The organism is Segatella maculosa DSM 19339 = JCM 15638 (assembly GCF_000382385.1).
GTDB classification, from domain to species: Bacteria; Bacteroidota; Bacteroidia; order Bacteroidales; family Bacteroidaceae; genus Prevotella; species Prevotella maculosa.
The window spans coordinates 1-19,821 of record NZ_KB908330.1; the positions used below are offsets into that span (position 1 = coordinate 1).

The 19,821-nt window shown below is 45.4% G+C and carries 15 protein-coding genes, 5 tRNA genes and 1 pseudogene; 16 read left to right on the forward strand and 5 right to left on the reverse strand.

Annotated features, from left to right (window positions below; translation table 11 throughout):
• The 5 genes and pseudogenes from H164_RS0110025 to H164_RS0110045 all read right to left on the reverse strand — a co-directional run.
• A pseudogene (locus H164_RS0110025) lies at nt 1-2,479 on the reverse strand (hypothetical protein); the annotation flags it as partial.
• A gap of 18 nt (nt 2,480-2,497) precedes the next feature.
• Complete coding sequence (locus H164_RS0110030; protein ID WP_019968499.1) at nt 2,498-4,933, reverse strand: OmpA family protein; 2,436 nt, start codon at nt 4,931-4,933, stop codon at nt 2,498-2,500.
• Nucleotides 4,934-4,949: 16 nt separating this feature from the next.
• The gene (locus H164_RS0110035) at nt 4,950-5,504 is read right to left on the reverse strand and encodes a DUF3575 domain-containing protein (protein WP_025830063.1); all 555 of its coding nucleotides are present in this window, start codon (nt 5,502-5,504) and stop codon (nt 4,950-4,952) included.
• Nucleotides 5,505-5,517: 13 nt separating this feature from the next.
• Nucleotides 5,518-7,299 carry a DUF3575 domain-containing protein gene (locus tag H164_RS0110040; protein WP_025830061.1) on the reverse strand — a complete coding sequence of 594 codons (1,782 nt, stop codon included), beginning with the start codon at nt 7,297-7,299 and terminating at the stop codon, nt 5,518-5,520.
• A 25-nt stretch (nt 7,300-7,324) separates the two neighbouring features.
• On the reverse strand, nt 7,325-8,752 hold the full coding sequence (locus H164_RS0110045; protein ID WP_026356339.1) for a tetratricopeptide repeat protein: 1,428 nt from the start codon (nt 8,750-8,752) through the stop codon (nt 7,325-7,327).
• Nucleotides 8,753-9,536: 784 nt separating this feature from the next.
• Here H164_RS0110045 and rpsU point away from each other — a divergent pair.
• From rpsU to rpoB, 16 genes are all read left to right on the forward strand, one after another.
• Nucleotides 9,537-9,728 carry a 30S ribosomal protein S21 gene (gene rpsU, locus H164_RS0110055; RefSeq protein WP_008565790.1) on the forward strand — a complete coding sequence of 64 codons (192 nt, stop codon included), beginning with the start codon at nt 9,537-9,539 and terminating at the stop codon, nt 9,726-9,728.
• Nucleotides 9,729-9,807: 79 nt separating this feature from the next.
• Nucleotides 9,808-10,689, forward strand: coding sequence for a tyrosine-type recombinase/integrase (locus tag H164_RS0110060; protein ID WP_019968503.1), 882 nt, complete (start codon nt 9,808-9,810; stop codon nt 10,687-10,689).
• 20 nt (nt 10,690-10,709) lie between these two features.
• Nucleotides 10,710-11,009 (forward strand): ribosome hibernation-promoting factor, HPF/YfiA family, encoded by a 300-nt coding sequence (hpf, locus tag H164_RS0110065; RefSeq protein WP_008565788.1) that lies wholly within the window; start codon nt 10,710-10,712, stop codon nt 11,007-11,009.
• Nucleotides 11,010-11,106: 97 nt separating this feature from the next.
• A tRNA-Thr gene (locus H164_RS0110070) sits at nt 11,107-11,180 on the forward strand.
• 41 nt (nt 11,181-11,221) lie between these two features.
• Nucleotides 11,222-11,303, forward strand: a tRNA-Tyr gene (locus tag H164_RS0110075).
• A gap of 17 nt (nt 11,304-11,320) precedes the next feature.
• Nucleotides 11,321-11,393 (forward strand) — tRNA-Gly (locus H164_RS0110080).
• 10 nt (nt 11,394-11,403) lie between these two features.
• Nucleotides 11,404-11,475, forward strand: a tRNA-Thr gene (locus H164_RS0110085).
• Nucleotides 11,476-11,553: 78 nt separating this feature from the next.
• Nucleotides 11,554-12,750: an elongation factor Tu gene (tuf, locus tag H164_RS0110090; protein WP_008565787.1), complete on the forward strand. Its 1,197-nt coding sequence runs from the start codon at nt 11,554-11,556 to the stop codon at nt 12,748-12,750.
• A 65-nt stretch (nt 12,751-12,815) separates the two neighbouring features.
• Nucleotides 12,816-12,888: transfer RNA gene (locus tag H164_RS0110095), tRNA-Trp, on the forward strand.
• 16 nt (nt 12,889-12,904) lie between these two features.
• Entirely contained in the window at nt 12,905-13,096 is a 192-nt protein-coding gene (gene secE / locus H164_RS14530; RefSeq protein ID WP_019968504.1) for a preprotein translocase subunit SecE, read from the forward strand.
• Nucleotides 13,097-13,105: 9 nt separating this feature from the next.
• On the forward strand, nt 13,106-13,651 hold the full coding sequence (nusG, locus tag H164_RS0110100; protein ID WP_008565786.1) for a transcription termination/antitermination protein NusG: 546 nt from the start codon (nt 13,106-13,108) through the stop codon (nt 13,649-13,651).
• 59 nt (nt 13,652-13,710) lie between these two features.
• The gene (rplK, locus tag H164_RS0110105) at nt 13,711-14,151 is read left to right on the forward strand and encodes a 50S ribosomal protein L11 (RefSeq protein ID WP_019968505.1); all 441 of its coding nucleotides are present in this window, start codon (nt 13,711-13,713) and stop codon (nt 14,149-14,151) included.
• 21 nt (nt 14,152-14,172) lie between these two features.
• Nucleotides 14,173-14,865, forward strand: coding sequence for a 50S ribosomal protein L1 (gene rplA, locus H164_RS0110110; protein ID WP_008565784.1), 693 nt, complete (start codon nt 14,173-14,175; stop codon nt 14,863-14,865).
• An 18-nt stretch (nt 14,866-14,883) separates the two neighbouring features.
• Nucleotides 14,884-15,402, forward strand: coding sequence for a 50S ribosomal protein L10 (gene rplJ, locus H164_RS0110115; RefSeq protein ID WP_019968506.1), 519 nt, complete (start codon nt 14,884-14,886; stop codon nt 15,400-15,402).
• Between the two features lie 73 nt (nt 15,403-15,475).
• A complete protein-coding gene (rplL, locus tag H164_RS0110120; RefSeq protein ID WP_004373941.1) occupies nt 15,476-15,853 on the forward strand; it encodes a 50S ribosomal protein L7/L12 in 378 nt (125 codons plus the stop codon).
• 142 nt (nt 15,854-15,995) lie between these two features.
• Nucleotides 15,996-19,805, forward strand: coding sequence for a DNA-directed RNA polymerase subunit beta (gene rpoB, locus H164_RS0110125; RefSeq protein ID WP_008565780.1), 3,810 nt, complete (start codon nt 15,996-15,998; stop codon nt 19,803-19,805).
• Nucleotides 19,806-19,821 lie beyond the last annotated feature (16 nt).

Sequence of the window (19,821 nt, forward strand, 5' to 3'; positions counted from 1 at the left end):
AATTACCTTCGTAAGAGTTGACAAACACGGGATCTGTGCGCTTGGCATGACCGAGTTCGTAACCTCCGATGAGATTAACACCGAAACGTTGATCCCAATTGAAGTTGTTCGTAAAACCAAAAGGATTTATCAAAAGGTCGAAAGTGGCACCACGCGTACCCACCAGCAACTTGGTTGGCTGGCCGGCATAGCTGCTCGATGCCCAATCGGCATTGGTTACATGGAAACCGGAACGTGCAGCAAAGGCTGAAGAGAACCACCAACCCAATGAAGCCGTGGCATCAAACCCGCGCGTATTTCTAAACCCGAGGGAGGTACGTCCCGTATAAGAGGAGCCAAAAGTATATTCAAAGAAGAACTTAGACTGTGTGGCTGCATCGAAGATTTGCTCGGTTCCATCGAAGTTATACATCATACCAATATTGAAGTTATTGGTAAAGGTGCCTTCCTTCGAATATACCGTATGATAGGGATATCTGTTTTGCGGCATACGATAAACCGTATGATTGATGAACAGAGCTGCCCTGCGCGATACATTATAAGACAGCATACCACCCACATTCGCAGCGAAATCCGTTCCACCATTACCCATCAGCAACGTAGGACCTGCATAGAGATAGACATTCCAACGACGCAAGGGGTCATAGCCCGCCATCATGTTAGACAGGTTGAGCTGATAGTCCAACGAAAAGAGGTAATTCTCAAACCTATACTTATCTATACCAGAAGGCGTATTGCCATAGTAAGCCAAAGACTCCTTCATCCATTCTCCCTGCAAACGGACACCATGAATGGGATTAAACCGATAACCACCAAACGCCAAGACGTTTTTGAACAAGTCATGTTGATAACCGGAGAATCTCCAATCCCAAACCGTATTGTTCCATCCTAAACCTACACCGGCAAAGAAACCGCTAAGAGGAGTGTTCTTGATAGAGTCTCTACTAACCGAGTCGGTACCAAACACATGGTAGTTGCGGATAGCCTTGTCACGGAATAGAACGGAAAGTCCGAGTTTAAGCGCATATTCATCATAACGTGCCCTATCGAGATTACCGTTGTAATGCTGTATAGGCATATACGTGGGTTCCAAAGTCAGACGAAGATCGTTTGTCAACTTCATCCAAAGCTGTCCGCCCAAACGGAATGCCGTGTAATTTCCTTCAAAAGAATTAGCAAAGCCTGGTGTCGTCTTTTTCAATCTGCCAAACTCATAGCCAGCCAAAAGATTCAATCCGAAGTTAGAATCCCAGTTATAATGACGCTTGAAACCAAAAGGATTGAAAAGGAAGTCGAAATTTAATCCGTTTGTTCCAATCATATATTTTACCGGCTTCCTACTCAATGTGCCATCTTTCCAATCGGCATTCGTCACATGAATTCCCGAACGGATACCCACAGCGGGAGCCAGCCACCAACCAACAGCAGCAGATGCGTCAAAGCCCTTTGTGTTCAGTAACGAGAGTCCGTCCGTCTTTCCCATGAAAGAACTGCCGAAGCCATAGTCAAAGAATACCGGGAAACGAAGATGTTTCAACTGACCGTTGTCTGACAGATAGCGCAAATCATTATTGAAACGCTTCATAAAGACACCTGCATGTGCCTTGTCCGAAAGCTGACGGTCGAAATACCACTGATACATGAGATTCATTCCGTAAGCAAAATCGGGATCGCTATAGCCTGGATTTGTTAAAAGATTATATTTCGTCGAAGCAACTTTAAAATAAGGTTCAAAGCCAAATGAAGCATGCGGACTTGCAAAGAACTTGAATTGGAAGCCTACATGACCGTCGAATGAAGTTCCCGAAGTGTAGGCATAAGTAGCAGGCAGACCGGGGTTCTTCCATGAATGCATACTTGAAGAGCGAAAACCAAGCCCTACAATACCCGACACACTGAAAGGGCGCTCTGGACGATAACCCAACAGATAATTGCTGAAATTATACAAGAAATCAACATAACCGCCATAAGAATTATATTGGTTCGTGTTGAACACACCTGCAGAAGGGTTTGTATATCCCCATGATTTCTCCAAACCTACACGGAAAGAAGACATTGGACTGAGTTCTTTTCCCAGACCAAGGCGGAAACTCATTATCGGTGTATAGTAGAGTTCCTGATTAGAGTTCTCATAAAAGTGACCTACACCACCACCTATATGAAAATAGGTGTTACCCAAAAATCCTCTGTTCACGTATTGGTCGCCTTTAAAACGATGGCGACTGTCAAGCACATAATTAAGTGCGTTAAAGTTCTTTTGGCGAGGAGCACCATAGTAAGCCGTATCCTGCTGAGCAACCGTAGAATCTGCAAGCGCTTCCTCCAACTCGCTCAAATCCCGCGCAACTGTATCTGTTTGCTGTATGCCGAAATGACGAGCACCCGGCAACGCCTCCGCTACCAAAGCGGGTGTCGTTGCAGCAACGCTACTCACAACAAAAGTCGGTACAGATAACAGTAACAAAAATATCCTTCTCATTATTCTTTCTGTTTATATCTATTTATTGGCCTCCTCAGCCTTATTCTCTTCTGTCTCCACAGGCGCTGTTTCCTCTGTTGACATCGTTATATATTTAAAACGCTCTCTATAGTCCGGAATGCTTGCCTCTTTATAAGGATAGCGTTTCCGCAAATCATCACTGATATTGGCATCGGTATTGAAAAACTTATGGAACGAGTCGTCCAAATCAAAGCTGTGTTGGAAATATGCCAAGAAGTCAGGACAGTCTATTGCCTGCAACTTCAACGCAATGTCTGCGCCATACTTATTGATAAGATCCGTTATTGTGACGTTCTCCATATCCGGATCGTTTGCAACAACGACTCCCTTCAAATACCATTTCTTTGCCAAATTATCGGGCAGAGAATCTATCAGAGGTTCTATTTGCTTATAAGTGTAGCCCAACTCTGGAGCCAACTCCGTACTCAAAACTGCACGGTTCACCGGATTGGTGTTCATCACATAATCCAAGGCAGCCTTCGCACGTGCCTCTTCGGCCGGCGTTTTATTCTGCTTGAAGAACAACGTTTGCAAATCTATCAGCATCTTCAACTCATGGAACTTACTTATATCCGGCAACTTGTTTGCCAAGAATGCAGCCTCGCCCAATTTACGCTTACGCAAATACATCAAAGCTTGATTGGCGACAATTTCCTTAAAATTGACCGTATAATTGTAAGAGTTGTCAAATGCGATAGGACGGGAGACCTCGATACCAGCCTGCATGTCAATAAAAGGCTTCAAAATATCCAAATTGACAGAATCGGCATCTAACATATAACAAGCGACCTTGTTAGCAATATAAGCGGCAAAAGGACTAAACTTGGCCGTCTTACGAGCCATATTCTCCTTGTAAGCCCGCATCGTTATCTTGCGTATCTCGGCAGAGTCCTTAATTTGGGACAACAAATTAAAATAATCACCATTTGAGAACATCTCTGTTCCACCTTCGGCATAGCGAGGATCATTATAATAGGTCCATACCGTTTCGACCGGATCAAGTATCTTATTTCTTCTGATGGTATAAGAACTCTTAATCAAACGCTGATTCTGCATCACACGCTGTATCAACATATTGCTTGCCATCATTCGATTCAACCCGGCAAGGTCATGAGCCTGTCCATACTTTCTCAACTCCTCGGCTTCAGCCTTTTGGCCGTAACGGACCAAAGAGTCGGCCACGTCATCCCATGTATATACATGCGGTTCCTTGACAACTAAGTCTGCACTGCTGATTTGTGAACCGATGATTCGCAAAATCTTCCGTGCACGATTTGCTGCCAAAGACTTGTTGGAATTAAATCCTCCTTCAGGAGAAGCTGCACCTTGAATTGTGAAGTTCACCAAAGAACGTCCGTATGAGCGAAGCTCTCGCACGAGCATATCCAAAGTCTGCTGGTTCACGGAATCTGAAGTAAGTTCGTCCTTACCCACAACAAAGAACAATTCCAAATCTCTTGGAACCTCTTGGAGACGTGCCCTTACTTGCTCGAAAAAGCGTGAAGACAGGTTCATCTCGTTCTTTGCCGTAGCTGCATCAAGCATCTTCCAAGGCTTTCTGCTGTTTGCAGAGCCCTCCTTATTATCTTTGAAATAAACATGCGTGTAGTCTTCAAGGCTCACCTTGCCCACCCATTTGTAACTCTTGTTGGGATCAGGCTTCGGGAAAGTGACTTCCCAATCCAGCCGCAAAGCCTTTTCACTCAAAGGCTGCTGTGGGTCATAATAGGAATGGAGAGAATCATTACGCTCATAATCGTAACTCTTACGGCGAATTTGATTATGATGATATTGGAAACCCTCGAAAACCATCGGCTCCAAATACTGAACCGTATCCTTGGTCTCCACATCCAATGCGGCAGGCTGGAATATCAAGCGGGCATGCTTCTTGGCGTAATTCTCAGGAAGGCCGATGCTGACGTTCCAATGAACGTTAGGTCCATCATCCAAGGGGGGCTGTTCTGAGAAGTTCACTCCTTTTCGCTTGGCGTAGACACTTGTTCCTTTCAACAAGATGGCGTCATTTGATCCCGAAGTAAACGAAATATCATAATTAAGCTGTGTACCTTTGATCTCAATCAATTTCACCTGATTGTCACTGATAACAAGCAGCGCACCGTTAGCAGAAATATCAGCTTCGAAGTGGCCTTCGTAGTCAGGGGTAACAACCTCGTTACTCTTGATATTCACAACACTTCCCAACTCATTGCCCTTCTGACGGTAAAGATTGGCCTGTGCACGGGCATCTTTCTTGTTATCGAAGACATACACAGGAACTGACAAAGGTTCTTTCCCACCTGTCTTTCCGTCAAGCGTACGCATTGTCTTCGAAATGTTACCTGTAATATGAATTACCTGAGCACGGCCGATTTCCGTAGAAAACAGAAAAACGAGCAATAGCAGATATATGTATTTAATATATTTCTTCATCATTCAAAAAATTACATTTCTACCATATCGTATAAGAAAGTGTGACGCCTATCTTGGTAGGCAGGATATAACAACTACTGAAACCCTTACGTAAAAGCGAACCGTTGTTCAGTTGAAGGTCAGGATGGTCGAGATGCAGCTTCTTATGGCGCGTACCAATGAAGCCGAAACCGGCATGTGCATCGATGGCCCATTTATCGGACAATGCAAAAACATAGCCGAACGTCAGGCCTGCACCAAGGGCATAGCCGTCATAATTCACATTTTCGTGGGTAAACAAATAATCGGCTGCCAACAGACTGACACCAACAAAATGATGGTAGAGTGGACGACCACCAAAATAGTAGCGGTATTCAGGCTGCACACCCATGATTTTCAAATTATCGTGGAAATAAGGGTTCTTCGTTCCGAAGACCGACAAGCCCAATGTTGAGCGGTTACCTATCGTCATCTCGGCTCCTAAATTGTAGGTTTGCAGTGCCAACATCGTTACATCTGTGTTGACACTAAGCCTCTGCGCATGAGAAGCAACCGTCCCTAAAGCCATGATGAGCATCAAAAATATCTTTTTCATTTCCTATACAGCCTTATTGTTGCGTATTTTGTTCTTTCATCCATGCAGTCAGCCTGTCATACGTCAGGAAAGCACCTTTAAAAACAGCATCAGTTCCATTGTCACGCGCTACCGTTCTAACTTGTGCGGACGCGAGTTCTGCCTGGGTCGTGGGAACAGAGTCTGTCTGTTCCGTAGGAGTTTCTGTCGGTTTTGAGTCTGCCGGTGTTCCGTTTTCACCTGTTCCCGTAGTAGGCACTGAGTCTGTTGCAGGCTGCTCGGCCGGCGTGGTCGATGGCGTTTCCTCTACGGGCTTCTCCTCTTTCTTCTCACCCTCTGTCGTTGTAGGGGTCGATTCGGTAGGCGTAGCAGGGCTTTCCGCAGGTTTTTCTTTCTCTTTATTCTCATCTTCCGGAGTAGAAGGGGCAGAAGGTTTTTCTGAAGTTGTTGGCGGATTATCACCGGCAGGGGCCTCGGTCGGATTGCTCTTTCCATTTTCCTCGGCAGGCTGTTCCGTTTCCGTCTTCTTATCACCTTCAGTAGTAGGCTTTCCAGGAGCATTGTCCGGTGTTTCCGTAGGCTCTGACGGCTGATTGTCATCACCGTTCTTTTCTACAGGAGCCTCATTCCCGGCCGGAACGGTCGTGGTAGTATCTGTAGGAGTAGTCATTGTCGTATCGACAGGCTGTTCCAATGTAGTCGTGTCGCTCACGACAGTTGTATCCGCACCGGCCGTGGTCGTATCTACAGGTACAATGGCACTCGCACCACGCTTTCTCATTGCTCTCAGTGAGTCTACCATGTGTTTGTTAGCCTGTTTCAACGAATCGGCAAACATTTTATTGGCCAACCTCAGCGAGTCTGTTGTACGCTTGTTTGCAGCAATCTGTGCTTGACGCTCCTTATAGGCTATCGCACGTATGTTCTTCAAAGAGTCTTGCATGAACTTCCGCTCCAACTCTCGATGCTGCTGTTCGAATCTCTTTTCGTAATCAAGCTTCTCCAAAGAGTCCTTTCTTATCTTTCGAGCCACCTTCTGTGCAGCCGCCGTACTGTCGCGCTGCAGCTTCAATGTAGCCAACATCACGCGGTAATCATTATCAACCTCAACACGTTTCTTGTATTTGTTGGCGACAATCGGACCGAAGTGATAAACGAGCGACACGCGCACCGCATCCGTAGCTGCTGCATAGATAAGCGGAGAGAATGTCGGTTTATAACCTTTCTCAGGTTTTGTCGTTACATATTCAAAGCGATTGCCTCTGAGCTCACGCGTATATTCCTTATATTTTGCAAAGACAACACCGGCATTCACGCCCAAATCAAGGTCGAGACTGCTGCCATTGGTATAGCCATAGAGTTGCTTCACATAGCCGAAAGAGAGTCCACCAAAGGCTGAAGTTCCTTTGTAGCCCGTCTTTCCCAACTTGATATCAAAAGAATTAGCACCGGCATAGACACCCCAATAGAAAACGGAAGTGGGGTTCTTTCCATGCCAATATTTTCTTAACTGTATCCTGCCGTCATACAAATCATAGATATAGAAGCGCGGTTCTTTCGACTGCTCTTTCCAATTAAACCGGCCCTGTGCACCAACCGTCCATTTACTCCAGTTCCGATTGCCCAACGTAAACTCCACGCCCACGTTAGGGGTCAAGGCAAGCCAATCGACAGTATTCGTTCTGAAGTTGAATCGCTGACCGAACTTCAGGGTATCCACCTTGTTGTAGTATAGGAGCTGCGCTTGTGCCGATGCAACAAAAAACAATTGCATCAATAGACAGACAACCCATCTACATACTTTAGAATGATTCATAAATCTCTATAAAATCGTTATCTTTTTACTTCTTCGTACCTGCAATCGAAAGCAACTGCTTTGCATAACTGTCTTCAGGGTCCAACTTGATGATCTTCTCAGCATAGCTGACGGCCATCGGCATCACTTTCTTGATATAGTAATAGTAAGACAGCTGTTTATAACACTCTATCATGTAATCGTTATCACCACCGTCACGTTCCAAAATCTCCAAAGCCTGCTGATAATAGGGTTTGGCGAGGCCACGCACATATTTCGGATCCATCAAAGCATTGGCCTTGGCTCTCCAATAATAGCCCACATAGCTGTCGGGACGCAACTTAGACACCTCTCCGAACACTGCTTCCGCCTCTTTCAACACAGCAATCTTCTCAGGTGTCAGTTCATCACCCATCTTCTCGCTCGTTGCCTTGCGCCAATAAAGCATACCCAACTGGAACAAATCGCGCGAGCGATCATAGGTAGAGTCGGTAATCGTAGCCAAATAATCACGTGTATACTTGATGGCCTTGTCGTAATCACCGATTTTCTGATAGGCTGTGGCAATATCCTTGTCGATACCCGGCACGTTCTTAGCTTTCGCTCTTGCCAACTCAAACTTCTCAATGGCTTCTTCCGGGTGGCCCAATCCATTGAGCACATAACCATAATACAAGTAGTCCGTATAACGTATCTTCGTCGTATCGGTAGCCATGTCAAGCAATTCCTTGGCATTTTCAAGTGCAGCCTCATAATGCTCTTGGTCGGTATTACAATATAGCATTAGGCGCACAAGGTCGGTATTGTGCGGATGCAGCTCATTACCTCTCGTGGCCACTTGCAATGCTTTCTCATAATTGCCCGACAATAGCACAGACTGGGCATAATGCACAAGTTCATCTTCGGTCATCAACGAGTCAGGCAACGACTCGTATCGAGCTATCGCCTCCGTATAATTCTGAGCACCATAGTATAATTCGGCTATCTTCCCGTCGACGGGAAGGTCGGGACGAAGCATTTTGATAAAATTCAGTTTACTGATAGCATCTTTCATATCCGTAAACTTCACTACTTCTGCATACTTGAAATAGGCTTCCGGGTCGCGCTTATTGAAATACATCGCACGCCCGTAATAATATTTGGCAGAGTCCGTGTTGTTCTTCGCCAATGCAATATCACCACCTAAATTAATCGTCTTCGTGCTAATCTTATAACATTTCTTCGACAAGAGAAAATACTTTTCGGCCTCATCAATCTTTCCGGCCTTCAAGTAAGCCGACCCGATGGTGGCAATCATGTCCGTATTTTCCTTATCTGCCTTGATAGCCTTCTCCACATAAGTCTTTGCCAAGCCTGGATTCGAATTAATCAGACTCACCATATCGTCAACCTTTCCGCTCTGCATCACGTTTTGAGCAACAACAGGCGAAGCAGCTATCAAAATCACGACGATTAATAATTTAATTCTATACATACACTATATATATTATTGAACGTGTAACACAACACGATAAAAACGTCTTTTTACCCTCTCTTTTGCTAAACGTGTGCAAAGTTACGACTTTTTTTTAGAGAATAACAACCTTTTTAGATATTTTTTATTTCCATCCTCAAAAAAGGAGTCTGCCAACGAGCAACAAAAAGAATTACTAACAGCCTATGACACAGAAGCATTCCATCGCCTATCACGAAATCCTCACCTTGGAAATAAATGTGCATGACTTGCACGCTCATACCATGAAACACAGTATTAACGAGACCCTATATATAAATAAGGTGTAATTCTACCATCCGCTTGTTTGCCTACCTCATGCCCCACAAAGTCCATTTTCCCTTTTCCCACACTATCACCTTAAAGTTCTCGGCTCTCCCCCGCAAGTCACTCACAGTCCTATTAAAGATGTGTTGTTTTACAACTTGAGACAGACAGGCTTCCAATCTCAATCATTTTGCAGCCCGATATCAGCCATATTACCGTTCAAAACGACTAAGATTACAAGGTAAAGTGACTGAAACAAATGCATCATTTGGCTAAGATTATAAGGCCGGAACATTGGACATGACGGCACAAACAAATGAAAGGAGAAAACATGCGGCTCATTATCAATACGTTTTCAAAGAAAAACGCAAAATAATTTGGAAATTAAGGAAATATAATGTAATTTTGCACCCACTTATAGCGGAACGGTTTCAGAGACCAACTGCCACAACTTGAACATGACATTCAAAATAAACAATTTAAATAAAAACAAAAAAACATGATTATTGTACCCGTAAAAGATGGTGAGAACATCGAAAGAGCACTCAAAAAATTCAAAAGAAAATTCGAAAAGACAGGTGTTGTCAGAGAGCTTCGTGCCCGTCAGCAATACAACAAGCCGTCGGTTTTGAAGAGACTCAAGATGGAACACGCCATTTACGTACAGAAGTTACGCACGAACGAGGAATAAAAACTCGTTAAAAATTTGGCCGTTTGAATTTAATTCCGTAAATTCGTTGCGTGAACATTGTGATAACAGCAGCGCATTTATGATGATTCAAAGGTTTTTGGACTACTTGAAGTTTGAGCGAAACCGCTCGAATTTGACGGCAAAGAACTATGGAGATGACCTTCGGGCTTTCGAAACGTTCTGCAAAGACCAAAATGAACCAATTTCATGGGAGGCGGTAGACGCCGACGTCATCCGTAATTGGATGGAGCACATGATGGATAAGGGAAACAATGCCACCTCAATCAACAGACGATTGAGTGCGTTGCGTTCCTTTTATCGTTTTGCACTGTCAAGAAAACTCGTGAGCAAAGACCCGGCGCACAGCATCACAGGTCCGAAACGGAGCAAACCGTTGCCACAGTTCTTGAAAGAGCGCGAGATGGACAGGCTGCTACAGCCCGATTTGTGGACAGACGGTTATGAAGATGTGCGGAACCGTACGATTGTCATGACGTTTTATGAAACAGGTATCAGGCTTTCAGAACTAACAGGACTTGACGATGACGCGGTGGACTTTGTCAACCACCAACTGAAAGTCACCGGGAAGAGAAACAAACAGCGCATCATCCCTTTCGGAGACGAATTGGATTCTACGCTCCGCTCCTACATCGAGCGACGCAATGCCGAATTGACGAACAGGACGGAAGGGCTCTTTCTGACAAGCAAGGGCGAGCGGATGACCCCGGAACAAGTAAGAAAAAGCGTGCAACGGAACCTCTTGAAGGTCTGCACACTGAAGAAACGTTCACCCCATGTACTGCGTCACACGTTTGCAACAGCCATGCTGAATAACAAGGCCGGCATAGAAAGTGTCAAGAAACTACTCGGACACGAGAGTCTGACAACAACAGAAATCTACACGCATACGACGTTCGAGCAGTTGAAACGTGAATATTCAGACGCCCATCCAAGGGCTTAACCTTAAAAACGGAGGTAATTATGGAGTTAAAAATTCAGTCGATTCATTTCGATGCTACCGAGAAACTACAGGCGTTTATCGAAAAAAAAATTGCCAAGTTGGAGAAAACCTATGAAGACATACAGAAAGCAGAGGTGCAATTGAAAGTAGTGAAACCGGCCACTGCGCTGAACAAAGAAACCAGCATCACAGTCACGGTTCCGGGGCAGAAGCTCTTTGTGCAGAAAACCTGCGACACTTTTGAAGAAGGCATTGACGAAGCAGTCGATTCCATGAAAGTACAGCTCACCAAATACAAGGAAAAAATCCGCAGACATTAAAAAAAGCGGTTAAAAGTTTTGGAAGTTAAAAAATAAATCGTATCTTTGCAGCCGTTTTACAACACGTTCGAAAAGCCGTCAGCGGCTGTAAGGATTTGCCTCTTTAGCTCAGTTGGCCAGAGCACGTGATTTGTAATCTCGGGGTCGTTGGTTCGAATCCGACAAGAGGCTCACCGTTTATCCGAGCGAATGCAGCTTGTAAAAACCAACAAGGGTGGTTACCAGAGTGGCCAAATGGGGCAGACTGTAAATCTGCTGGCGATGCCTTCGGTGGTTCGAATCCATCACCACCCACCTCCGAAAGGAGTTTTGCGGAAATAGCTCAGTTGATAGAGCACTAGCCTTCCAAGCTGGGGGTCGCGGGTTTGAGCCCCGTTTTCCGCTCTTGTGCGACGCTGTAATAGCTCAGTGGTAGAGCACTTCCTTGGTAAGGAAGAGGTCCTGAGTTCAACTCTCAGTTACAGCTCTTTCCGGTTCTATCCGTAGCACTGAGAAAAACAGAATAATTGATTACACATTATATACAAATAAACAAAGAAAAGCTATGGCTAAAGAAGAATTCGTACGTACCAAACCGCACGTAAACATTGGTACAATCGGTCACGTTGACCACGGTAAAACAACGCTTACCGCAGCAATCTCAAAGGTTCTTCACGATAAGGGCTTTGGTTCTGAGGATGTGAAGTCTTTTGATCAGATTGACAATGCCCCTGAAGAGAAAGAGCGTGGTATCACCATCAACTCTGCTCACATCGAGTATGAAACCGCAAAGCGTCACTATGCACACGTAGACTGCCCGGGCCACGCCGACTATGTGAAGAACATGGTTACTGGTGCTGCCCAGATGGACGGTGCAATCTTGGTTGTTGCTGCAACTGACGGTCCTATGCCTCAAACACGTGAGCACGTACTGTTGGCTCGTCAGGTAAACGTACCCCGTTTGGTTGTGTTCTTGAACAAGTGCGATATGGTTGACGATGAGGAAATGCTCGACCTCGTTGAGATGGAGGTCCGTGAAATCCTCGAACAGTACGGTTATGAGGAGGATACTCCGATTATCCGTGGTTCTGCACTTGGTGCTTTGAACGGTGTTGAGAAGTGGGTTGACTCAGTAATGAAGTTGATGGACACTGTTGATGAGTGGATCCAAGAGCCAGTACGCGAGGTTGACAAGCCTTTCTTGATGCCTGTTGAAGACGTATTCTCCATCACCGGTCGTGGTACTGTTGCTACAGGCCGTATTGAAACCGGTGTATGTAAGGTAGGTGATGAAGTCCAGCTCCTTGGTCTCGGTGAAGACAAGAAGTCGGTTATCACTGGTGTTGAGATGTTCCGCAAGAACCTTGCTGAAGGTCAGGCTGGTGACAACGTAGGTTTGTTGCTCCGTGGTATCGACAAGGCTGAGGTTAAGCGTGGTATGGTAGTCGTTCACCCGGGTGCCATCACCCCTCACGATCACTTCAAGGCTTCAATCTATGTATTGAAGAAAGAAGAAGGTGGCCGTCACACTCCGTTCGGCAATAAATATCGTCCTCAGTTCTATCTCCGTACGATGGACTGTACCGGTGAAATCAAGTTGCCGGAAGGCGTAGAAATGGTTATGCCGGGCGACAACGTTGAAATCGAAGTTGACTTGATTTACAAGGTTGCACTGAACGAAGGTCTGCGTTTCGCTATCCGTGAGGGTGGCCGTACCGTAGGTTCAGGTCAGATTACTGCAATCCTTGACGACGTTAAGTAATTAAAACGAAATAATTATTTAATGACATAAAAAGTTTCCACTATATTGTTAGTGGAAACTTTCTTACGGGAATAGCTCAGTTGGTAGAGCATCGGTCTCCAAAACCGAGGGTCGTGGGTTCAAGTCCTGCTTCCCGTGCTAATAAGAAGATAATATGTTTAAGAAGATAGTAAATTATTGCAAGGCTTGTTACGAAGAACTTGCGCATAAAACTACTTGGCCGACACGTGCCGAACTGACTCACAGTGCAATGGTTGTATTATCTGCTTCCCTTGTCATTGCACTTGTGGTGTTCGCCATGGACAGTTTGTTCCGGTTCGTGATGAATACAATCTATCCAAATTAATTTCGGGAAATGGCTGAAACAGGAAACAAATGGTATGTACTGCGCGCCGTTAGCGGAAAAGAGGCAAAACTGAAAGAATACATTGATGCCGAAATGAAGCATAACGAGCTGCTGAGTACGCATGTCTCACAGGTTTTGATACCCATGGAGAAGCATGCTTCCTTGCGTAATGGCAAAAGAGTAGTAAAGGAAAAAATTTCTCTTCCCGGCTATATCTTTGTTGAGGCTAACCTTGTTGGTGATGTTGCACACATGTTGCGCTTCATGCCCAATTGTTTAGGTTTCCTTGGAGGTTTGGACGACCCTTCACCTGTCCCACAATCTGAAATCAACAGAATGTTGGGTACTGCGGAAATCACAGAAATAGAGGACTCTATGGATATCCCCTACGCTGTCGATGAAACAGTTAAGGTGACAGACGGTCCATTCAGTGGCTTCAGCGGTGTGATAGAAGAAGTCAATACCGAGAAGCATAAGCTGAAAGTGATGGTCAAAATCTTCGGACGTAAGACTCCGTTAGAGCTCGGTTTTATGCAAGTAGAAAAGGAAGGTTAAACCTCGTTACGGAAGTTAACCACCTTTTATAAATTCAATTTTTAATATTAACAAAGAAAATGGCTAAAGAAGTTGCTGGTTTAATCAAATTACAGATTAAGGGTGGCGCTGCAAATCCCTCACCTCCCGTAGGCCCTGCACTGGGTTCTAAGGGCATCAACATCATGGGATTCTGCAAAGAGTTCAACGCCCGAACCCAGGATAAGGCAGGTAAAATTCTACCTGTTGTTATCACATACTACACAGATAAGTCATTTAGCTTCATCATCAAAACCCCTCCTGCAGCTGTTCAGCTGAAAGAGGCTGCTAAAGTGAAAGCCGGCTCAGCCCAGCCTAACCGCCAAAAAGTCGCCAGCGTGACTTGGGAACAGGTAAGGGCTATTGCAGAAGACAAGATGAACGACCTCAACTGCTTCACAGTTGAGTCGGCTATGAAGCTGATTGCAGGTACTGCTCGTAGTATGGGTATTACTGTAAAAGGGGACTTCCCTGGTGAATAATTTAAAACTTCAATTAAGAAAATGAGTAAACTGACAAAAAATCAAAAATCAGTAGCTGAAAAGGTTGAAGTAGGGAAGGCATACACATTGAAAGAGGCTGCAGAACTCGTCAAGGAAATCACCACGACAAAGTTTGATGCATCTCTGGATATCGATGTACGTCTGGGCGTAGATCCACGTAAGGCTAACCAAATGGTTCGCGGTGTTGTTTCACTGCCGAACGGAACCGGTAAGACTGTTCGTGTACTTGCCCTCTGTACTCCTGATCAGGAGGCTGCCGCAAAGGAAGCCGGTGCTGATTATGCAGGTCTTGACGAATATGTTGAGAAGATCAAAGGTGGTTGGACCGACATTGATGTCATCATAACTATGCCGTCTTGCATGGGAAAAATTGGACCTTTAGGCCGTGTACTCGGTCCTCGTGGTCTGATGCCTAACCCTAAGAGTGGCACTGTAACCATGGATGTTGCCAAAGCAGTAAAAGAAGTTAAACAGGGAAAGATTGATTTCAAAGTCGATAAGGCTGGTATTATCCACACCTCTATCGGTAAGGTATCAATGACCCCTGAGCAGATTTTCGGTAATGCAAAGGAATTTATCCAGACTGTTATCAAACTGAAACCTGCTGCAGCTAAAGGTACATACCTCAAGAGTATCTTTATTTCAAGCACTATGAGTAAGGGTATCAAAATTGATCCTAAATCAGTTGAATAACTCTAAAAGTTTTGTACAATGAAGAAAGAAGTAAAAGATACTATAATCACTGAACTTGGCGAGAAGCTGAAAGCGTATCCTCATTTCTATTTGGTAGATCTTACCGGCTTGAATGCAGAGGCTACAAGTAATCTTCGTCGCAAGTGCTTCAAGAGCGAAATCAAGATGGTTGTTGTGAAGAACACACTCCTTCACAAGGCTTTCGAGGCTTCAGATGTAGATTTTGAACCTTTATACACTTCGCTGAAAGGTACGACGGCTGTCATGTTCACACACACAGCCAACCTCCCTGCAAAGTTGATAAAAGATTATGAAAAGGAAGGAATTCCTGCACTCAAGGCTGCCTATGCAGAGGAAAGCATCTATGTAGGTGCTGACAAACTTGCAGAACTTGCAGCTCTCAAGAGCAAGAACGAAGTCATCGCAGAGATTGTTTCTCTATTGCAGTCCCCTGCAAAGAACGTTGTTTCTGCTCTTCAGTCAGGCGCAAACACCCTCCATGGTGTGCTCAAGACTTTAGGCGAGCGTCCTGAATAAAAAGTTGGACAACATTCAATTATAGAGTCACAAATATTATTTTTTAACAAGAACAATTAAAATTTAGAATAAAATGGCAGACATTAAAGCTATTGCAGAAGAATTAGTTAATCTTACTGTTAAGGAAGTAAATGAGTTGGCAACAGTCCTGAAGGACGAGTATGGTATTGAGCCTGCTGCTGCAGCTGTTGCTGTAGCTGCTGGTCCTGCTGCTGGTGGTGCAGCTGCAGCTGAGGAGAAGTCCTCTTTTGACGTAGTCCTCGCTGAGGTTGGTGCTACAAAGCTTCAGGTTGTGAAGGCTGTTAAGGAAGCTTGCGGTCTTGGTTTGAAAGAAGCTAAGGATCTTGTAGACGGTGCTCCTTCTACCATCAAGGAAGGCGTTGCCAAGGACGAGGCTGAGAACCTGAAGAAGGTTATCGAAGAGGCCGGTGCCAAGGTAGAGCTGAAGTAATTCAGAATACAGTTTTTCTTAAATACGGTTAGGATCTTCCAAGTAGGTTGGTCCTAACCTTTTTGTGTCTTTTCTACATATAATTAGCCTGATTAGGCTGATGAAGCTTATAAGCCCAGTTGGGCCAATTAAATATTTATATATGACAAAAGTTGTTGATAACAGAGTAAATTTTGCCAGCGTGCATAATCCGCTCCCCTATCCGGATTTTCTCGATGTGCAGTTGAAGTCTTTCCGTGACTTCCTACAGTTGGATACTCCACCTGAAGAACGTAAGAATGACGGTTTGTATAAGGTGTTCGCCGAGAACTTCCCTATCACGGATACGCGCAATAATTTCGTTCTTGAGTTCTTGGACTACTATATCGACCCACCTCGCTACTCTATTGATGAGTGCCTTGAACGCGGTTTGACCTATAGCGTACCTTTGAAGGCCAAGATGAAGCTGTATTGCACAGATCCAGACCATGAGGATTTCGGTACATTTATTCAGGACGTTTTCTTAGGAACAATTCCTTATATGACTTCCAATGGTACATTCGTCATCAATGGTGCCGAGCGTGTCGTTGTTTCACAGTTACATCGTTCGCCGGGTGTCTTCTTCGGACAGGGTGTACATGCTAATGGAACCGTCCTCTACAGCGCACGCATTATCCCGTTCAAGGGTTCATGGATTGAGTTCGCTACCGACATCAACAACGTCATGTATGCTTATATCGACCGCAAGAAGAAGTTGCCTGTAACAACGCTTCTTCGTGCCATGGGATATGAGCAGGATAAAGACATCTTGCAGATTTTCGACCTTGCAGAAGAGGTCAAGGTCAATAAAAAGAACATGAAAGCTGCCATCGGTCGCAAATTGGCTGCACGCGTATTGAAGAGTTGGAACGAAGATTTCGTAGATGAAGATACGGGCGAAGTTGTTTCCATCGAGCGCAATGAGGTCATTATGGAGCGTGAAACAGAACTGACTGAAGACAACATCTCTGAGATATTGGATAGCGGGACCTCTACCGTACTGCTCCACAAAGATGCTGAAACGGCCAACAAGTTCACAATTATTTTCAACACGCTGGCCAAAGATCCAAGCAATTCCGAGAAAGAGGCTGTCAACTACATCTACCGCCAGTTACGTAATGCCGACCCTGCTGATGATGCCAGCGCACGTGAAGTGTTCCAAAATCTGTTTTTCTCTGACAAGCGTTATGACCTCGGTGAAGTTGGTCGCTATCGTATCAACAAGAAATTAGGACTTGATACAGATATGGACACCCGCGTTCTGACCAAAGACGACGTCATTGAGATTATCAAATATCTTATCCAACTGGTTAATTCCAATGCAACCGTCGACGATATCGACCATCTGAGCAACCGTCGTGTACGTACGGTCGGAGAACAATTGGCCAACCAATTTGCTATCGGATTAGCACGTATGAGCCGTACTATCCGTGAACGCATGAATGTTCGTGATAACGAAGTGTTCACACCGACTGATTTGATCAATGCAAAGACCATCTCAAGCGTTATCAACTCGTTCTTCGGAACCAACCCGCTGAGCCAGTTTATGGATCAGACCAACCCGCTTGCCGAGGTAACCCACAAGCGCCGTCTGTCTGCCCTTGGCCCCGGCGGTCTGTCACGCGAGCGCGCTGGCTTCGAAGTCCGCGATGTTCACTATACTCACTATGGGCGCCTTTGTCCCATTGAAAGCCCTGAAGGACCGAATATCGGTTTGATCTCTTCACTTTGTATCTATGCGAAGATCAACGACCTCGGCTTCATTGTAACGCCATATCGTAAAACCTCTAAGGCCAAAGTCGATATGGACAACAAAGATGTCGTTTACCTCACGGCTGAGGAAGAGGAAGAAAAAATCATCGGTCAAGGTAATGCACCACTATCTACAGACGGTACTTTCTTAAAAGATACGGTAAAATGCCGACAAGATGCCGATTATCCGGTTGTAACTCCTGATCAAGTCGACCTCGTAGACGTATCTCCCCAACAGATTGCCTCTGTTTCCGCCTCTTTGATTCCATTCTTGGAACATGATGACGGCCACCGTGCACTGATGGGTTGTAACATGATGCGTCAAGCCGTACCATTGATACACAATGATGCACCTATCGTTGGTACCGGTCTTGAGAAGCAAGTGTGCGAAGATTCACGCACAATGATTACCGCAGAAGGTGATGGTGTCATCGAATATGTTGATGCAACAACGATCCGTATACTTTATGACCGCACAGAAGAAGATGAGTTTGTCAGCTTCGAACCCGCTTTGAAGGAATATCGCATTCCCAAGTTCCGTCGCACCAACCAGAACATGACTATCGATCTTCGCCCCATTTGCGATAAGGGTCAACGTGTGAAGGCCGGCGATATCCTCACAGAAGGCTATGCAACCGAGAACGGAGAATTGGCATTGGGACGCAATCTGCTCGTTGCTTACATTCCTTGGAAAGGCTATAACTATGAAGACGCCGTGGTTATTTCAGAACGTATGGTTCGTGAGGACATACTTACGTCTGTTCATGTTGACGAGTACTCACTCGATGTGCGTGAAACCAAACGCGGCGTGGAAGAGTTTACTGCTGATATTCCAAACGTAAGCGAAGAGGCTACCAAAGACCTTGATGGAAATGGTATTATCCGTGTCGGTGCGCGTGTTGAACCGGGCGATATCCTCATTGGAAAGATTTCTCCAAAGGGAGAGAGCGACCCTTCTCCAGAAGAGAAATTGCTCCGTGCCATCTTTGGAGATAAGGCCGGCGACGTAAAAGACTCTTCCTTGAAAGCCAATCCTTCACTGAGTGGTGTCGTTATTGATAAAAAGCTATTCTCACGTGCCATCAAAACCCGTGAGTCGAAAAAACAGGACAAAGAGCTTTTGACTAAAATCGACGAAGAGTATGAGGCAAAGAATAATGACTTGAAAGACATCCTTGTCGACAAGTTGATGACTTTGACTAAGGGTAAGGTTTCGCAAGGCGTAAAGGATTATACCGGTGCAGAGATTATCACCAAGGGTAGCAAGTTCACGATTACGGCTCTCAAAAATCTCGAATTCGATGGCATCCAAAGCAACAATTGGACGAATGACGACCATACGAACATACTGATTCAGAAACTCATCATGAACTACATCCACAAGTACAAACTGTTGGATGCAGAGATGAAGCGCAAGAAATTTGCAATCTCTATCGGTGATGAGCTTCCTTCGGGCATTCTCCAGATGGCCAAAGTCTATGTTGCCAAGAAACGTAAGATACAGGTGGGCGACAAACTTGCCGGACGCCACGGTAACAAGGGTATTGTTTCAAAGGTAGTACGTACTGAAGACATGCCGTTCTTGGAGGATGGCCGCCCTGTAGACCTGGTATTGAACCCGATGGGCGTACCTTCGCGTATGAACCTTGGCCAGATTTTCGAGGCAATCCTCGGTGCTGCCGGCCAGAAGTTGGGGTGCAAGTTCGCAACGCCGATCTTCGACGGAGCCAAGTTGGAAGACCTGAAAGAATGGACCGACAAGGCCGGTCTGCCAAACCTATGCTCCACTTACATCTATGATGGCGAGACAGGTGAGAAGTTCGACCAACCTGCAACCGTCGGTATCACCTACTTCTTGAAGCTGGGACACATGGTTGAAGACAAGATGCACTCCCGTTCCATCGGTCCGTACTCTCTCATCACGCAACAACCACTCGGCGGTAAGGCACAGTTTGGCGGTCAGCGTTTCGGAGAAATGGAAGTCTGGGCCATCGAAGCCTTCGGTGCAAGCCACGTATTGCAGGAGATTCTGACCATCAAGTCTGATGACACTGTAGGACGTAGTAAGGCCTACGAGGCGATCGTGAAAGGCGATCCCATGCCGACGCCCGGCATTCCAGAGTCTCTCAACGTGTTGTTGCACGAACTTCGTGGTCTCGGTCTGAGCATCAAACTTGATTAATGTGAACACTCCTAAT

Excerpts from the sequence above, each read along its gene's own strand:
- H164_RS0110040 (WP_025830061.1), bottom strand. The coding sequence starts at position 7,299 with ATGAATCATTCTAAAGTATGTAGATGGGTTGTCTGTCTATTGATGCAA.
- rplA (WP_008565784.1), top strand. The coding sequence starts at position 14,173 with ATGAGTAAACTGACAAAAAATCAAAAATCAGTAGCTGAAAAGGTTGAA.
- secE (WP_019968504.1), top strand. The coding sequence starts at position 12,905 with ATGTTTAAGAAGATAGTAAATTATTGCAAGGCTTGTTACGAAGAACTT.
- rpsU (WP_008565790.1), top strand. The coding sequence starts at position 9,537 with ATGATTATTGTACCCGTAAAAGATGGTGAGAACATCGAAAGAGCACTC.
- rplL (WP_004373941.1), top strand. The coding sequence starts at position 15,476 with ATGGCAGACATTAAAGCTATTGCAGAAGAATTAGTTAATCTTACTGTT.
- nusG (WP_008565786.1), top strand. The coding sequence starts at position 13,106 with ATGGCTGAAACAGGAAACAAATGGTATGTACTGCGCGCCGTTAGCGGA.
- H164_RS0110030 (WP_019968499.1), bottom strand. The coding sequence starts at position 4,933 with ATGATGAAGAAATATATTAAATACATATATCTGCTATTGCTCGTTTTT.
- tuf (WP_008565787.1), top strand. The coding sequence starts at position 11,554 with ATGGCTAAAGAAGAATTCGTACGTACCAAACCGCACGTAAACATTGGT.
- rplK (WP_019968505.1), top strand. The coding sequence starts at position 13,711 with ATGGCTAAAGAAGTTGCTGGTTTAATCAAATTACAGATTAAGGGTGGC.
- H164_RS0110060 (WP_019968503.1), top strand. The coding sequence starts at position 9,808 with ATGATGATTCAAAGGTTTTTGGACTACTTGAAGTTTGAGCGAAACCGC.
- hpf (WP_008565788.1), top strand. The coding sequence starts at position 10,710 with ATGGAGTTAAAAATTCAGTCGATTCATTTCGATGCTACCGAGAAACTA.
- rpoB (WP_008565780.1), top strand. The coding sequence starts at position 15,996 with ATGACAAAAGTTGTTGATAACAGAGTAAATTTTGCCAGCGTGCATAAT.
- H164_RS0110035 (WP_025830063.1), bottom strand. The coding sequence starts at position 5,504 with ATGAAAAAGATATTTTTGATGCTCATCATGGCTTTAGGGACGGTTGCT.
- H164_RS0110045 (WP_026356339.1), bottom strand. The coding sequence starts at position 8,752 with ATGTATAGAATTAAATTATTAATCGTCGTGATTTTGATAGCTGCTTCG.
- rplJ (WP_019968506.1), top strand. The coding sequence starts at position 14,884 with ATGAAGAAAGAAGTAAAAGATACTATAATCACTGAACTTGGCGAGAAG.